The organism is Streptomyces sp. MBT53 (genome assembly GCF_016654115.1).
In the GTDB taxonomy this organism is placed as follows: Bacteria; Actinomycetota; Actinomycetes; order Streptomycetales; family Streptomycetaceae; genus Streptomyces.
Genome location: NZ_JAEQAZ010000026.1, coordinates 19856 through 35705, shown reverse-complemented (window position 1 = coordinate 35705; position 15850 = coordinate 19856). Strand labels below are relative to the sequence as shown.

Here is a 15850-nt window from a genome sequence, read left to right as displayed (position 1 = left end):
CGACGATAACAGTGATCTGTACCGATGACAACAGTCATCTGTTAGCGGTGAAAAAAAGGCGCCTCCCACCGCGTCCGTGCGGTGGGAGGCGCCCTTGTTCTGCCGTGCGGTGGCTCAGGACTGCACGGCGAGCGTGAAGGACTGCGCGGTCGAGCCGTCACAGGTCCGTTGGGTGAGCTGGACGCTGTTGGTCGCCGCGGTGGCGGCCGTCAGACACTTGCCGCTGTGCCGCGCGACGAAGTGGTAGCGCCCGCTCGTCTCACGCACCGGCTGCCACTGCTGGTTCGTGCCACCGGAGTAGGCCCACAGCTGCAACGGCGCGTTGTCCGCCGTCGAGCGGTCGGTCACGTCGATGACCTGCGCGGGGTTGCCGCGCGCGGTGATCTCCATGTACCCGCTGTCGGTGGAGCGGAACTGGTACTGCTGCGCCGTCGTGCCGTTGCAGGCGTACTGCTGGATCGCCGTGCCGTTGGCCGTCGCCGCCGAACGGGCGTCCACACAGGTGCCGTTGCCGCCGTTCTGCACGGAGTACCAGGAGGTCTCGGAGATCGGGGTGTCCGTCGGCGGCGTCGAAGTGTCGCCCCCGCCCAGCCACTTGAGACCGTTCAGCAGGAACTGGTTCTGGGTGGCGCTCGCGAACGTCGACGACAGGCGTGTGTTGGTCGTGTAGTTCATCGCGTTGTGGCCGAAATTCGCGTAGAGCATCTTGTACTTCGTGTTGGTCCAGATGATGGGGTAATACCCGCTGTACCAGGACTGGTTGGGGTCGGTGCCGACCGGGAAGCTGCTCGGGTCGATCGACGCCAGGATCTTGATGTCCGGGTTCTGCCGCAGATCGTTGGACCAGCTGTACCACTCGCTGACCGACGAGGTGAACGTGGCCGGCAGGGCGGCGGTGGGCGGGATCGAATGGTCCTCCACCTTCAGGGTGACCGAGGTCGGACCCCAGGTGTTGGACACGAAGTTCCCCGAGCCGAGGAACGTGTTGTGGTACCAGGACCAGCTCGCCGCGTCGGTCGTGAAGGCGGAGACGTGGAAGCCCATGAAGCCGCCGCCACCCCTCATGTACGCCTCGAAACCGGAGCGTTGGGCGGCGGTCTGCGGCAGGTCGTCGAGGAACAGGACGACTTGGTACGCGTTGACCCCGCCGTTGGCGAGCAGGTCCCAGTTGGTGCTGGACGTGTAGGTGTAGCCGTTGGCCGCCGCCTGCTGCGGGAACCAGACGTTCGCCTCCTTGTCGAAGTCGATGTGCGCAGCGTCGTAGGTCCCGCTGTACAGCGCGAGGATCTTGAACGGGGTCGCCGCCGTGCTCGCCTGGGCGGCGGGCGGCACGGACGCGAGGCCGAGCAGCGTCGCCAGCAGGAGGAGGACCCGCAGGAGCGCGCGGGTGGAACCGGATCTGATGCTGTTCATGGAGTGATCGATCCTTTCCGTGCGGTCTCGGGTCTACGGGTAGTTGGTCAAGTAGGCGACGTTGGTGCTGGAGTTGGACGGTCCGCCGGTGCTGTTGATGATGTGGCTGATCGTGCCGACCCCGCCCAGCGAGACGGTCACCATGTCGTGGAACTTGACCCCGGACACGCTCGGCACCTCGAAGGCATGGTCGGCGACCACGCTGGAGTTGGAGCTGAAGTAGCAGTAGCTGCCAAGTCCCCACGCCTCATGGGTGGTTACTCCGGCGGCGACCTTGTAGGCGGGGTAGCCCTTGCCGGTGCCGTTCATCCACGAGGCCTGGTTCGGCGGGTCGTAGGGCATCTCGTTCTGGAAGAAGTACGTCCGGCCGCCGTTGCCGTTCCAGACGACCTGGGTCTTCTGGAAGTGCTCGACGAACAGGCCGTACGCGGTCACGTTGGCGCCGTTGACGATCAGTCCGGTGTCCGCCGTGTTGGTGGTCCAGCCGACCGTGCCGGAGTTGCCGTGGTCGGCACGCCAGATCCAGGTGTGGTCGATGATCGTGTTGGCGCTGTTGATTACGACCGAGTTGGTGGCCTTGCCAATGGTGGCGCCACCGATGCGGACGAAGACATCGGACAACTGCGTCGGGTCGGCGGCGTGCGAGGCGGTCGAGCCGGACGGGCCGATCTGCACCAGCGTCGTGGAGTTGGTGGTGCCCGCGTCGACCAGCAGACCCGCCAGCTCGATGCCGTCCACGTCGGCCGTGGAGATCGCGGTGATCCCGCCGTCCGGCACGAAGGTGGCCAGGCCCATGCCCAGGACGACCGTGTCGGGGCGCGTGATGTTGATCGTCTGGTTGAGGTGGTAGACACCCGGGGTGACGAGGAGGTTCTTGCCGGCGGCCAGGGCCGTGTTCATGTCGGCGGCGGTGGCGCCGGGCTTGACGATGTAGAACTGGTCGATCGGCAGCGACTTGCCCGCCGGGGTCTTCCCGCTCCACGTCGTGCCCACGGCGTTGGACTGCAGCCCGGGCACGAACACCTGGTAGGCGCCCGCGCTGTCGACGTAGAGGAAGGGCTTCTCGCGGATCGTCGGGGAGCTGGCGACGTTGGTGTACGTCGGGAAGGACTGGGCGGGTGCGCCCTGGTCGCCGACGAAGACCATGTTCCAGTTGGAGCCGGACCAACTGCCCATCGTGGAGTTCCTGGTGAGGAACTGCTGCTGGGTTCCCGACTGGATCTGGCCGTCGACCTTGGTGTCGGAGATGAAGCCGCCGCTGGACCAACCGCCGTCGTCCAGCGCCAGGTTGCCGCGCACGTGCATGCGCCGGTACGGCGCGGCCTGTGAGACGGCCCAACGGTCGGTGCCGCCGGTCGGGTTGACCGACAGGTTCTCGGCGTCGCGCCAGAAGTTCTGTGTCGCGTTGCCCTGGAACCAGTCGGCCTCCGCGTGCACCGCGCCGTTGATCGTCACGTCGTCAGGCGAGAAGCCGAGACCCGCGACCTGCGTGTAGAAGCCGACGTTGGCGTTCGCGCTGTACGTGCCCGGCTTGAACAGCAGGGCCTGGCGGGCCGAGCCGAACTGGTTGGTCTGCTGCTGGGCGAAGACCGAGTCCAGCTTGGACTGAATGCTGGACGCCGACATCGACGGGTCGAACACCGTCACGTTGGGGCCGAAGTCGGGGGTGCCCGGCGGGTTCGTCGTACCGCCGCCGCTCAGCGTGAAGGACTGCGCGGCCGTGCCGTTGCAGGTGTACTGCGCCAACTGCACGCTGTCGGCGGTCGACGCGCTCGGCACGTCGAGGCACTTGCCGCTGTTGCGGTTGACGAAGTGGTAGGCGCCGTCCGACTCGACGACCGGCAGCCACTGCTGGTTGTTGCCGCCGGAGTACGTCCACAGCTGGATCGGCGCGGAGTCGGCGGTCGAGACGTTGGTGACGTCCCAGGCCTCGGCGCCGTTCAGGTTGCTGTTGACGCGGTAGTAGCCGCTGTCGGTGGCGACCAACTGCCAGTTCTGCGCGGTGCTTCCGTTGCACGTGTACTGCTGGACGGCGGTGCCGTCGGCGCTCGCGGCCGAGCGGGCGTCGACGCACTTGCCGCTGCCCTTGTTGACCACGGTGGTGTAGCCGGTCGGTATCGCGGCGGCGGCCGTGCTCGCCGCGCTCGCCGAGCCCTGCGCGGCGAACTCGATGCCGGTCACGGTGGTCGCCACGAGCGCGACAGCCGTGAGCGCTCTCGGTATCACGTGGCGGCCGGTCAGTCTTTTCCGTCTGAGCACGGATTCTCCTGTGGTGATGGGGGGTTGGGGAGGAAAGTCGCAGGGGGCGTCCGTCAGCCGGTGTACTGGGCGAAGATGCTGGTGAACTGCCAGTTGCTCTGGCTCACGCCCGAGCAGGTGTCGTCGTTCGGGTAGGCGCCCGGGCAGGGCCGGTCACGGTTCGCGGACCAGAACGTCAGCCGCGCCAGGTGGTGTGCCTGCGCGTAGCTCAGGATGGTCTGGAAGTCGGCGGTGGTGACGGTCTCGTTGTTGTCGGTGATGCCGTTCATGGACGAGATGCCCATGTCCCGGTAGGCCGCGTCGTCGCTGTAGCCGTACGCGTTCTTCAGCGCGGTCTTGAGGCCCTCGGCCGCGCTCTGGGTGAGCGTGCCCATGTTCTGGCCCGCGCCGCCGAAGTCGAACGGCATGATCGTCCATGCGTCCACGGTCAGCCCGGACGACGCGGCCCGGTTGATGAGGCTCGTGTCGGGGCCGCTCTGCCCGGTGCCGATGGTGACGTACACCTTGATGCCCGGGTTGTTGGCCTTGACGGTCTTGAGCGCGTCGACCGTGCGCTGCTGCACGGTCGCGTTGCTGTACGCGTCGGCCTCGATGTCGATGTCGATGGCCTTGAGGGAGTAGGCGCTGATGACCTTCTGGTAGGCCGCGGCCAGCTCGCTCGCGCTGGAGCAGGAGCTCTCCAGCTTGTTGCCGCTGTAGCCGCCGAAGGACGGGACGACGTCACCGCCGTTGGCGCGCACGGTGGTGATGGTCGACTGGTCGACCCCGCCGGTCAGCGCCCGGCCGCCGTCCCACTGCGGGTTGCAGTAGCCGTTGCTCAGGACGAACGCGAGGGTGAACCACTTCACGCCGGTTGCGTTCATGACAGTCGTGGGGCTGGGCGGATTCCCCCAGCCGTTGTAGAGATACGGCGCCACGGCCATCGGAGCGGTCGTGGGCGGGGTCGTGCCGCCCGCGGCGGGCGCGGTCCACTTCTGGTTGGCGGCGCCGGTGCAGGTCCAGATCTGGGTGCGGGTGCCGTTGGCCGAGGAACTCCCGGTGACGTCGAGGCACTTGTTGGCGGCCGGGTTAACGATGTCGCGCGCGGCGGTGACCGTCCACTGCTGGTTGGCGCTGCCCGCGCACGTCCACAGCTGGAGCTGGGCGCCGTTGGCCGTCGAATTGCCGGTGATGTCGAGGCACTTGCCGAGGGCTCTGATGGTGCCGTCGGTGCCGACGGTCCACTGCTGGGCGGCGGTGCCGTTGCAGTCGTAGAGCTGTACGGCGGTGCCGTCGGCCGAACTCGCGCCGGCCACGTCGAGACACTTGCCGGCCAGGCCGGTGATGGTGCCGGTCGCCGCCGAGGCGGAGGGGGCTCCGAGGGTGCCGACGGCGGTGAGGCCGAGGGACAGCGCGAGGGCGCAGCGCAGGGCGAGGCGTTGCATGACGAGGGGGCCTTTCGTCCTGGGGTGGGGGGTGGACGCCGCCGGCGGGAGGGCGGTGAGAGGTGAACACGCGTGTTCACATATGTGAGCGCAGAGTGCATTCATGGGAGGTCTGTTGGCTGGTGAACCTAAAGGTCTGCACCAAAGCCGTCAAGAGGTGCGACCGGAGAAGTCCCGCAGGCCGTGCCTGAGTTGAGAAGTTGTAGGCGAAGGAAAAGAAATCGCCAGGACCATTGAGCGGCCGGTTCCCACAGGTCACACTGTCCGGGCTTCGTGATGATCGTCAGGGCGCGTGTCGGAGGAACCATGAACACAGCGGGGACCGCGGAGGTCGCAGTCCGGCACATACTCAGCGACAAGGTCGCGGGCGGCTTCCTCACACCGAGGACGCGCACGATCACCTGGTCCGCCGCCCACTACGTGGTCAAGCGGCCCCCGTCGGGCAAACAGACGGTGGAGCTGACCTGCACCGAGTGTTCGGCGTCCCTGCTGGCCGAGGTCCGCGACCAGTCCTTCACCCGCACCTTCGCCGCCGTCCTCCGGATCATCGGCGTGGTCTGTGCCGTCGTCTTTTTCGCCGCCTTCGCCTACGCCATTCACGAGGGCGGCAAGACCCTCCCCGAGGGACAGTCGCTGCCGGTCCTCTTCCCGATCAGCGTGATCGCCATCGCCGTCACCTTCGTCGCCGCGCCCACTTTCTACCTGCACGGCCGGAGCTACAACGGCGTCAGCATGCTCGACGCCCCCAAACCGCGCCGCCGGCACCAGATCAGACCGGTCCGGCCGGGGCAGCGGGGTGCTCGAACTCCCCGCTGAGCCGGGCGGGTCCGGAATGTGACACCCGTACGGGATTTCCCCCCTGAGTGGCAGAATCGACGCCGTGGATCGGGGGATCCTGGAACGCGAGCCGGAGCTGGTACGGCTGGCCACGGCCGCGCGTGAGGCGGCGGACGGGGCCGGATCCGTCGCGCTCGTCCTCGGCGAGGCCGGCATCGGAAAGTCCAGCCTGGTCAGGGCCATGCCCGAGCGGCTGCCGCAGCACACCCGCATCCTCCTGGGCCAGTGCGACGACCTCGCCACCCGCCGCCCCCTCGGCCCGTTCCGCGACCTGATCGGCAGCGTCGGCGCCGAACTCGCCCGGGCCGTCATGGAGGGCGGCGACCGCCACCGCGTCTACGAAGCCCTGCTGGGAGAGCTGTCCGGCGTACCGCATCCGGCGGTACTCGTCGTGGAGGACGTCCACTGGGCCGACGAGGCCTCACTGGACGCACTGCGCTTCCTGGTCCGGCGGATGGCACAGCTGCCCGCCGTACTCGTCCTCACCTACCGGGACGACGAGTTGAGCCGCGAGCACCCGCTGCGCCACCTCCTCGGACAGGTGTCCCGCGCGGACCGAGTGCACCGGCTGCCGCTGGCCCGCCTCTCCAAGTCGGCCGTGCACACGCTCAGTTCGGCCAGCAGTCTCGACCCCGCCCAGGTGTACGAGGTGACCTCGGGCAACCCCTTCTTCGTCACCGAGATCCTCGCGGCCGGCGGCACCGGGAGCGTGCCCCCGACCGTCGTCGACGCGGTGCTCGCCCGGCTGCGCGGACTCGACGGTCGCAGCGTCGACGCCCTGGAACAACTCGCCGTGGTGCCCTCCGCCGTCGAACGCACCCTCGTCGACACGCTGTTGGCGGACGGCGTGGCCGGGCTCGCCGCCGCCGAACAGCGCGGACTGCTCACGGTCACCCCCGAACGGGTCGCGTTCCGCCACGAGTTGATCCGCCGGGCCGTCGCCGACTCGCTGCCCGCGGCCCGCCGAATCGAACTCGACCGGCGGGTACTCACCGCGCTCGTGGCCCGGCCCGGCTCCGACCCGGCCCGTATCGTCCACCACGCGGCGCGAGCGGGCGACCAGGACGCCATCGCCCGCTACGGTCCCGCCGCCGCCCGCGACGCCACCGAGGCGGGCGCCCACCGCGAGGCCGCCGCCCATCTGCGGCTCGTGCTGCGACAGCGGCACCGCTACACCCCCGCCGAACTCGCCGACCTGCTCGAACGCTACGCAGTGGAGTGCTACACCCTCGCCGACTCCGTCGAGGCCGTCGCCGCCCAGCGCGACGCCGTGGCCCTGCGCCGCTCCCTCGGCGACGCCCTCGCGCTCGGCGCGGATCTGCGCTGGCTGTCCCGCATCCAATGGTGGGCGGGCCACGCGGAGGAGGCGCGGGACGCGGCGCGCGAGGCCATCGCCGTCCTCGAACACGCCGGTGACGACCGGCTGTTGGCGCTCGCGCTCAGCAACACCGCCCAGCTGCGGATGCTGTCCGACCGCTTCACCGAGGCCATCGCACACGGCGAACGCGCCATCGCACTGGCCCGGCGCGTGGACGACCCCGCGATCCTGGCCCACGCCCTCAACAACGTGGGCTCCGCCCGCTGGCGCAGCGGAGACCCGGACGGGCGACGGCAGTTGGAGGAGAGCCTCGCGGTGGCACTGGCCGCCGGCGAGGTCGAACACGCCTGCCGGTCCTACGCCAACATCATCTGGACCCTCCTCGACAACCTCCAGTACGCCGAGGCCGACCGCTTCCTGCCCCCGGCCATGGAACTCGCCGACCGCGCCGAGCACTTGGGGTTCCTCAACTACCTGCACGTCGAACAGGCCATGCGCCGGCTGGCCGCCGCCGACTGGGAGGAGGCCGAGCGGCACGCCGAGTACGGGATGCACGAGTTCGTACCGGCCCGCTGTCCCGCGCTGACCGTCCTGGCCCGCGTGCGCGTCCGGTGCGGCAGGCCGGGCGCGGACGAACCCCTCACGCAGGCCTGGGAGATCGCCGTAGGGACCGGGGAGCTGCAGCGCACGGGTCCGGTGGCGGCGGTACGGGCGGAGGCCGCCTGGCTGCGGGGCGACCACGCGGCGGCCGCCGAGGCCGCCGGGCCGGTCCACGCGCATGCGCGGAGCCTCGGCTACGGGCGGTATCGGGCCGAACTCGGCTACTGGCTCAGCAAGGCCGGGCAGCCGCCCGTGCCCGCCGACGACAGCGACCACCCGTACGCGCTCCAGGCGGCCGGGGAGTGGAAGCGGGCCGCGGACCTCTGGCAGCAGGCCGGGTGTCCCTACGAACACGCCGCCGCGCTCGCCGAGAGCCCCGACCCGGCCGACAGACTCACCGCGCTCGCCCAACTCGACGCCCTCGGCGCCGAACCCCTCGCCCGACTGGTCCGCGCCGAACTGCGCCGCCTCGGCGTAAGCCACGTCCCGCGCGGCCCGCACGCGGCGACCCGGGGCAACCCGGCCGGTCTCACGGACCGCCAACTCCAGGTCGTACGACTGCTGGTGGACGGTCTGACCAACCCGGAGATCGCCGACCGGCTCGTCGTGTCCGTCCGTACCGTCGACAACCATGTGCGGGCCGTCCTGGAGAAGCTGGACGCGCCCACCAGACGGCAGGCAGCCGCGCGCGCCGCGGAGCTCGGGCTGCCGCCGTACGGCGAAACGTAGGTAGCCGGGTGCGTCAACGTGGGTGACGCGCACGGATGACGGCACAGGTACGGGCGAAATACAACAAGCGGGTCATCCAGAGCGCCAAGAAACGGGGACCCCATGTCCAGCACACCCGCACAGGACGCCCGCCGTGAACTGACCGACTTCACCGGGGAGTTGATCGGCCCGGACGAAGCCGCCTATCCCGAGGCCCGCGCCGTCTACAACGCGATGATCGACAAACGGCCCGCGCTCATAGCGCGCTGCGCCGACGCGGACGCCGTGGCCCGCGCGATCGCCTTCGCCCGCGCCCACGACCTGCCCCTCGCGGTGCGCGGCGGCGGCCACCACGGCGCCGGACTCGGCACCGTCGACGGGGGAGTGGTCGCCGACCTCTCCCCGCTCAAGGAGATCCAGGTGGACCCCGGGGCCCGTACGGTCCGGGTCGGCGGCGGCTGTGTCTGGGGCGAGGTGGACCGCGCGACCAACGCGTACGGGCTCGCCACGCCCAGCGGCATCATCTCCACCACCGGCGTCGGCGGTATCGCCACCGGCGGCGGGCTCGGCCACCTCACCCGCAAGTGCGGGCTGACCATCGACAACCTGCTGGAGGCCGACCTCGTGCTGGCCGACGGCAGCCGGGTGCGGGCGAGCGCCGACGAGAACACCGACCTGTTCTGGGCGGTCCGTGGCGGCGGCGGCAACTTCGGCGTCGTCACCTCGTTCCTGTTCCGGCTGCACGAGATCAGCACGGTCGTCGCCGGACCCACCTTCTGGCCGGTCGAGATCAGCGCCGAAGTCCTCACCGCCTACCGGGAGTTCCTGCCGACCGCACCCCGCGAACTGAACGCGTTCTTCCTGCACGGCAGCGTGCCGCCCGCCCCGCCGTTCCCCGAGGAGATCCAACTACGCAAGACGGCGGGCGTGGTGTGGTGCTGGACCGGCGGCGACACCGAAGCCGCCGCCCGCGAGATGGCTCCGCTGCTCGACGCACTGCCCGCACCGCTGCTGCACGCGGCCGGACCCATGCAACACCCCGACATGCAGGGCATGTTCGACGGGCTCTACCCGCCCGGCGACCAGTGGTACTGGCGCGCCGACTTCGTCAACGACCTGCCGGACGAAGCCGTCGGACTCCACGCCAAGTTCGGCGCCGAGGTTCCCACCCCGCAGTCCACGATGCACCTCTACCCGATCGACGGCGCCGCCCACGACGTCGGCAACGACGAGACCCCGTGGGCGTATCGCGACGCACGCTGGGCGTCCGTCTTCGCCGGCGTCGACAGGGACCCCGCCAACGCCGAACTCGTCAAGAGGTGGGCCGTCGACTACCAGGAGGCCCTGCACCCGTACTCGGCGGGCGGCGCCTACGTGAACATGATGATGGACGAGGGACAGGAACGTGTCCGGGCCAGCTACCGGGGCAACTACGCCCGGCTGGCCCGCATCAAGGCCGACCGTGACCCGGACAACGTTTTCCGCCTCAACCAGAACATCCACCCGACTCCGAAACCGCGCTACGAGACCCGCCCGTGACACCGACTCCGAGGCCGGGCCGGCATCACGCGTTCGGGTCGAACGAGATGCCGGACGGCTTCGCGATGGACAGGGCGTAGTTGAAGTCGCTGTCCCTGATCTTCAGCGTGGCCGAACCGAAGTCGGCGGCCAGGAGCTTGTCCTTGAGGCCCGCCGGGTAGCCGTTCCAGCCCACCAGACGCGGGTAGAACCAGTTGCCGGTGGCGTTCTCCGCGGGCTCGTCGTTCGTGTTGGCGAAGCGGAAGTCGTGCGAGCCGATGCCGTCCTTGTGGTAGACGATCTTGGGGTGTGTGCCGTCGAAGCGCACCCCCGAGGCCGCCGACACCTGGTAGGCGGAGTGCTGCGACACCGACACGTACTGGACCGTGTTGTCCTTGATCCACACCACGACGTGCTCCCAGTCGTGGGTGTGACCGATCGCCGCCGGACCCAGGGTGACCTGGTCCTTCTCGAAGTAACTGGCGTACATCACCGCGCACCAGTCGTTGTTGCACTTCTCGCGGGAGTACGTGTTGGCGTTGTTCAGCTGGGCCATGTCGTGGCAGTGCTCGTTGACGTCGCCGCCGAGCTTCAGCCCGGGGTTGATGGTGCCGTCCAGGCCGATGGCGGCCGTGGCGTAGCAGCCGTCGCCGTCGTAGTCGTAGGCCGGCGAGAAGGTCTGCTCCAGGCCGTCGGCGTTCTGCGGAAGCAGGGTGAGGACATTGGCCTGGGCGGCCGTCGCCTGTCCGACCACGAGGGCCAACGCACCGAGCACGGTGACGACGGCGGAACGGCGCAGGCGCCGGCCGCGGGACTTCGGGGATCTCGCCGGGCTGTCGGTGGGGGGTGTCAGTTCGGGCACGCCGACTCCAGTTCTGGGCTGTGGGGGCGCTACTGGATGCGCCAGGTCCAGACCTTCGCAGTCGGATGTGCGCACGTCAACACCCTTGCGATGTACGGGCTTTGGCGCACCGCTGAACTCTCCTGCCTGTGCTTTTCCTGTGTCCCCGCGGCTCTCGGCGCGACCATGGCTCTCGGCGAACAGGTGCGCTAATTTGAGGTCCACGGCACAGGTGAATGGGCACCCGTGGTGAGTGCGGGAGGTTCCGTTTGACCCCGGCGCAATTACGGGCCTTCGCAGCGACCGTCCGCCTCGGTTCCGTGAAGGCAGCCGCGGCCGACCTCGCCGTGACCGAGTCGGCCGTGTCGATCCACATTGCCCATCTGCGCAGAGAACTCGGCGACAAGCTCTTCGCCCGCACGGCCAACGGGCTCGCGTTCACCCCCGGCGGACTGCGGCTGGCCAGCCGGGCCGCCGAAATGCTCGGACTCCAGGACCGGACGATCCTCGAAGTGAAGCAGGCCGGTTCCGGACGGCGACTGCTGCGCGTCGCCGCGTCGAGCCTGTTCGCGGAACATGCCGCACCCGGTCTGATCGAACTGTTCGCGGGGCGCGCGGACGATCTCGACGTCGAACTGAGCGTGCACAGCCCGCAGAACTTCGCCTCCCTGCTGCTCACCCGCTCCGTCGACGTGGCCATCGGGCCCCGCCCCGCCACCCTCGACTCCACGATGACCTGCACGCACTTCCTCAACTACCAGGTGATCGCTGTGGTGGGGTCCGACCATCCGCTGGCCACCTCGGCGAGTGTCGGTGCGGCCGAACTGCGCGGCCAGACCTGGCTGTTGGGGCCCTCGGCGGTCGGGCGGACGGGGATGGTGCCGTCGGTGCTGCGGCGGCTGGGTGTCCCGGAACACAACCAGCGGATCTTTCAGAGCCATGCCGCGTCCGTCGACGAGGCCAAGCGGGGCAAGGGAGTTGCTCTCGCGGTCGCCTTCGCCGTGACCAAGGATCTCGCCGAGGGTGACCTCCGTCGGTTGAACGGGCCCCAACTGCCCGCGCGGGGTTCGTGGAACCTGCTCACACTTCCCGAACGTGAAGCGCCGGCCGCTGCCGCGGAGTTGCGGCGGTTTGTCACTACGCCTCGGGCGACGCAGGCGATGTTGCGGGGTGCGGGGGTTACGGCGGGGAGGTTTCGGCCGGCTATTCATGTGACGTTGTGGAGTTGAGGGCTCCGATGGGTCTGTAGTCGTTTTTCTGCGGGCCGGTGGGGGCCGGTCGCGCAGTTCCCCGCGCCCCTGGGAGGCGCGCTTCGCGCGACCTCCCGTGCTTTGCGATCTCGGCCGGTACCCGTAACAGCGCGCCGAAACTGTCTGCCGGCAAGAGTAGGTCGATGTACGGCAGGGCCGCCGTCATCGTCGTTGTGCGGGGGGTGAAACCGGGGGCCGCGGCGCGGGGGTTGAGCCAGATCACCGTGTGGGCGCGGCGGCGCAGTCTGGCCATGACCTTGGCCAGGTGGTGCGGGGGATCGCCGTCCCAGCCGTCCGAGGCGATCAGTACGACCGCGCCGCGCAGGGTGCCGCCGTGGTGCGAGGCGAGGAGGGTGCCCAGGCAGTGGGCGATGCGGGTGCCGCCGAAGCGGTCGGTGACCCGCTCGGTCGCCTCGTCGAAGGCCTCCTGCGCCGAGTGATGGGCGAGCACCGGCGTGAGCCGAGTTAGTGACGTGGCGAACGCGAAGACCTCGGCACGGGTCGTCACCGCGAGGGCCCGCATCAGGTACAGATACGCCACCGTCTGCGCCTGCATCGACCGGCTCACGTCGCACAGCACCACGACCCGGCGCGGCCGGTCCACCGGCCCCGCCCGGACCAGCCGTACCGGCTCCCAACCGGTGCGCCGGGCCTGCGCCACCGTCTCCCGGACCGCCACCCGATGACCGCCGGTCCGCACGGCCAGGCGTCGGCTGCGGCGCACGGGCCACTCCCGTAGCCGTGACTCCAGCCAGCGGCCCAGCAACTCGGCCTGTTCGGCGCTCAGTTCACCGAACGGTGTGTCCACCGCTGCCGCCAGATCGCTCGGCAGCCGCTCGGGGACGGTGAGGACGTGGTCCGCACTGTGGTCGGCGGTGTCCACGGCGGGCGGCAGGGTCACCCACGGCAGACCGGAACCACCGACGGAGGCGCTGCTGTGAGAGTCGGTGCCTCCGGAGTCCTGGCCTCCGGCCCCCGCGTCGTGCCCATCGCGGCGCGCGTTCGGGTCGAGGGCGAGCACGGACTGGCCGAACACCGCGTCGAAGACCTCGTCGAAGCGGGCCAGTTGGGGATGGTCGCGTACGAGGGTGACGCGGGCCGTCCAGTACAGCGAGGTCCGCGTCCTGGGCGGGACCGCGGCGAGCGCGAGCACGAAGTCCCTTGTGGCGGTCGGACCCACCGGCACGCCGTGTTCCCTGAGCCGGGTGGCCAGCGCGGTGGCGAAGGCGGCCCGGTCGACGGCGGGCAGCAGCGGACCTGTTGGTGTCATCGGACCAGGAGATAGACCACCACGGCGACCACGACGGCCGCGACGACGACGGGGATCAGCCGCTTGTACACCGATGCGCCGGCCACCTGCATCAGGTCCAGCGGCTCGGCCGGCACTGGCGGCGGCGCCACGGAGACCGGTTGAGCCTCCGCCTCCACTTCCACCTCCGCCGTCGGTACTTCCTCCGGCTGGTCCTGCGTCGCCAGCAGCTGTGTCTCCACGTTCGCCACGAACTGCGCGAACAGCTTCTCCGAGATCTCCTTGATCATGCCGCTGCCGAACTGGGCCAGCCTGCCGCTGATGTTGAGGTCCGTGCTGACCGTCACGATCGTGGCCGCACCCTCGCCGCGCAACCGGGCGTCGACCGTGGCGGACGCGTTGCCACCCCCGCGCATGTCCTTGCCGGCCGCGCTGATCACGGCGTGATGGGCGGCCTCGTCCCGCTCCACGAAGCGTGCCGTCCCCGCGAACTGGCTGACCATGGGCCCGACTTTGACCCTGACCTTGCCCCGGTGGACATCGCCGTCGACGCCGGTGAGTTCGGCGCCGGGCATGCACGGGGCGAGGGCCTCCAGATCGGTGAGCGCCTGCCACGCCCGCTCGACCGGCACACCGACGCTGAACTCGTTGTCGATCTTCATGGTCTCCTCGCTTCTTCGGGATAGCCGAGTGCGTCGAGGGCCCCGACGACGGCGATGCGGTCGTCGGGGCTCTTGGCGACCGTGCTCAGCGTGCGGACGATGTCGTCGCGGGCCAGCCGCGCGACCCGCAGTGCCGCGAGGGCGGAGACCCAGTCGATGGCCTCCGCCATGCCGGGCGCCTTGTCGAGGTCCAACTCCCTTACCCGGCCGATGAATTCGGTGGTGGACGCGATCAGCGGCTCGTTCGCGGCCGGTACCGTCCGGCGCAGGATCTCCGCCGTGCGCTCGGGCGTGGGGAAGTCGATCCAGTGGTAGAGGCAGCGCCTGCGCAGCGCGTCGTGGAGTTCCCGGCTGCGGTTGGAGGTCAGCACCACGACGGGCGGCCGTACGGCGGTGAAGGTGCCCAACTCCGGGACGCTGATGGACCGTTCGCCCAGGAACTCGAAGAGCAGGGCCTCGAACTCGTCGTCGGCCCGGTCGATCTCGTCGATCAACAGGACCGGTGGCAATGGGCCTTGATGACGCACCGCCCGCAACAGGGGCCGGTCCAGCAGGAATTCCGCGCTGAACAGGTCGGCGTCGGACAGCTCGCGCCCATGTGCCTCGGTGAGCCGGACGGCGAGCAACTGGCGCTGGTAGTTCCACTCGTACAAGGCCTCGCCCGCCGTCAGTCCCTCGTAGCACTGGAGTCGGATCAACGGGGTGCCGAGGGCCTTGGCGAGGGCCTTCGCAGCGCTGGTTTTGCCCACGCCGGGCTCGCCCTCCAGGAGCAGCGGCCGGTCGAGCAGGGTGGCGAGGAGGAGAGCGGTCGCTGTGCCGTCGTCGACGAGGTGGCCGACCTCGTCGAGCCGCCGCCGTACGTCGTCGGCGTCCGTGAAGAGTGCGCTCACCCCGTGGCACCTGTGGACCAGCGGTCCCGGCAGCCGGTACCGCAGAACCAGAACTCCCCGTCCCCGGTGGCGAGATGAGGCGTGTCCGCGCCCACGGTGACGGTCATCCCGCACACCGGGTCCACGGCCTGGGAAGGGCGCTCGGGCACGGGAGCCTTCGCCGCATGGACGACCCGCACCACGTCCGCGAGGATCGACAGCGCGATCTCGGGCGGCGTACGGGCGCCGATGTCCAGCCCGGCGGGAGCCTGGACGCGGGCCCGCTCAGCCTCCGTCAGGCCGAGTTCGTCGAGGAGGGCGGCGGCTCGGCGGTGGCTGGCGACCAGCGCGATATGACCGACGCCCGCGTCGAGGGCGGCGCGCAGGGACTCCGCGTCGCCCCTGCCCTGCCCGGCCACGATCACCGCCGTCGTGTGCTCGGAGGGCGGGCCGTCGGGCAGCGAGCGTGCGGTGGCGTAGCCGAGCAGTGCGGCGAAGGCTACGCATGCCTCCGCCACCGGCGTGGTCCCGACGACCTCGATCAGCGGCGGCGGCAGCACCGGCTCCAGGAAGATCTCCAACGCGCCGCCGGACAGACAGGGGTTGATGACGACCCGTGCCCCGGGTGTCTCGGGGAACTCGGCGTCCCCCTGCGGCAGGACGCGCAGCAGCAGCGGTCCGCCGTCGTGCAGGGCGCCGAGCGCGGCCGTACGGACCGAGCCCTCGGCGCACTGGCCGCCGACGAAACCGTCGATGGTGCCGTCGCCGTGGACGATGGCCTCGTCGCCCGGGTGCGCCGAGGCGGGTGCCTGGGCGCGCACCACGCGTGCGTGGACGAACGGCACGCGCCGCTCGGTGAGTTCGAGGGCCCGCGCACTCAACTTGCCGGTCATCACAGTCAC

Annotated in this window: 12 protein-coding genes; 4 read left to right on the top strand and 8 right to left on the bottom strand. The window is 70.0% G+C overall.

The window, feature by feature from the left end; genetic code table 11:
• Nucleotides 1–114 precede the first annotated feature (114 nt).
• The 3 genes from JHN45_RS12310 to JHN45_RS12300 are packed head-to-tail and all read right to left on the bottom strand — an operon-like array spanning nt 115 to nt 5096.
• Nucleotides 115–1413 carry a ThuA domain-containing protein gene (locus tag JHN45_RS12310; RefSeq protein WP_200709246.1) on the bottom strand — a complete coding sequence of 433 codons (1299 nt, stop codon included), beginning with the start codon at nt 1411–1413 and terminating at the stop codon, nt 115–117.
• A gap of 33 nt (nt 1414–1446) precedes the next feature.
• Complete coding sequence (locus JHN45_RS12305) at nt 1447–3672, bottom strand: RICIN domain-containing protein (RefSeq protein ID WP_374195609.1); 2226 nt, start codon at nt 3670–3672, stop codon at nt 1447–1449.
• Nucleotides 3673–3725: 53 nt separating this feature from the next.
• Complete coding sequence (locus JHN45_RS12300) at nt 3726–5096, bottom strand: chitinase (RefSeq protein ID WP_201049054.1); 1371 nt, start codon at nt 5094–5096, stop codon at nt 3726–3728.
• 306 nt (nt 5097–5402) lie between these two features.
• Between JHN45_RS12300 and JHN45_RS12295 the strand changes: the two genes are divergently transcribed.
• The 3 genes from JHN45_RS12295 to JHN45_RS12285 all read left to right on the top strand — a co-directional run bounded on the left by JHN45_RS12295 (nt 5403) and on the right by JHN45_RS12285 (nt 10098).
• Nucleotides 5403–5912, top strand: a complete 510-nt coding sequence (locus JHN45_RS12295) for a hypothetical protein (protein WP_200709244.1) — start codon at nt 5403–5405, stop codon at nt 5910–5912.
• A 64-nt stretch (nt 5913–5976) separates the two neighbouring features.
• Nucleotides 5977–8580, top strand: coding sequence for a helix-turn-helix transcriptional regulator (locus JHN45_RS12290; RefSeq protein WP_201049053.1), 2604 nt, complete (start codon nt 5977–5979; stop codon nt 8578–8580).
• A 102-nt stretch (nt 8581–8682) separates the two neighbouring features.
• Entirely contained in the window at nt 8683–10098 is a 1416-nt protein-coding gene (locus tag JHN45_RS12285; RefSeq protein WP_201049052.1) for an FAD-binding oxidoreductase, read from the top strand.
• Nucleotides 10099–10123: 25 nt separating this feature from the next.
• Here JHN45_RS12285 and JHN45_RS12280 read toward each other — a convergent pair whose 3' ends face one another.
• Entirely contained in the window at nt 10124–10876 is a 753-nt protein-coding gene (locus JHN45_RS12280) for an NPP1 family protein (RefSeq protein WP_201049072.1), read from the bottom strand.
• A 278-nt stretch (nt 10877–11154) separates the two neighbouring features.
• Here JHN45_RS12280 and JHN45_RS12275 point away from each other — a divergent pair, with 278 nt between their 5' ends.
• Nucleotides 11155–12147 (top strand): LysR family transcriptional regulator, encoded by a 993-nt coding sequence (locus JHN45_RS12275; RefSeq protein ID WP_234467607.1) that lies wholly within the window; start codon nt 11155–11157, stop codon nt 12145–12147.
• Here the strand turns inward: JHN45_RS12275 and JHN45_RS12270 are convergent.
• The 4 genes from JHN45_RS12270 to JHN45_RS12255 are packed head-to-tail and all read right to left on the bottom strand — an operon-like array spanning nt 12122 to nt 15841.
• Nucleotides 12122–13438 (bottom strand): VWA domain-containing protein, encoded by a 1317-nt coding sequence (locus JHN45_RS12270; protein ID WP_201049051.1) that lies wholly within the window; start codon nt 13436–13438, stop codon nt 12122–12124. The two genes, JHN45_RS12275 and JHN45_RS12270, sit on opposite strands and share 26 nt — an antisense overlap.
• Nucleotides 13435–14079 (bottom strand): SRPBCC family protein, encoded by a 645-nt coding sequence (locus tag JHN45_RS53990; RefSeq protein ID WP_200709239.1) that lies wholly within the window; start codon nt 14077–14079, stop codon nt 13435–13437. The genes JHN45_RS12270 and JHN45_RS53990 overlap by 4 nt, the downstream gene beginning before the upstream one ends.
• On the bottom strand, nt 14076–14969 hold the full coding sequence (locus JHN45_RS12260; RefSeq protein WP_201049050.1) for a MoxR family ATPase: 894 nt from the start codon (nt 14967–14969) through the stop codon (nt 14076–14078). Before JHN45_RS12260 ends, JHN45_RS53990 begins: the two co-directional genes overlap by 4 nt.
• Nucleotides 14966–15841 (bottom strand): XdhC family protein, encoded by an 876-nt coding sequence (locus JHN45_RS12255; protein ID WP_201049049.1) that lies wholly within the window; start codon nt 15839–15841, stop codon nt 14966–14968. The genes JHN45_RS12260 and JHN45_RS12255 overlap by 4 nt, the downstream gene beginning before the upstream one ends.
• Nucleotides 15842–15850 lie beyond the last annotated feature (9 nt).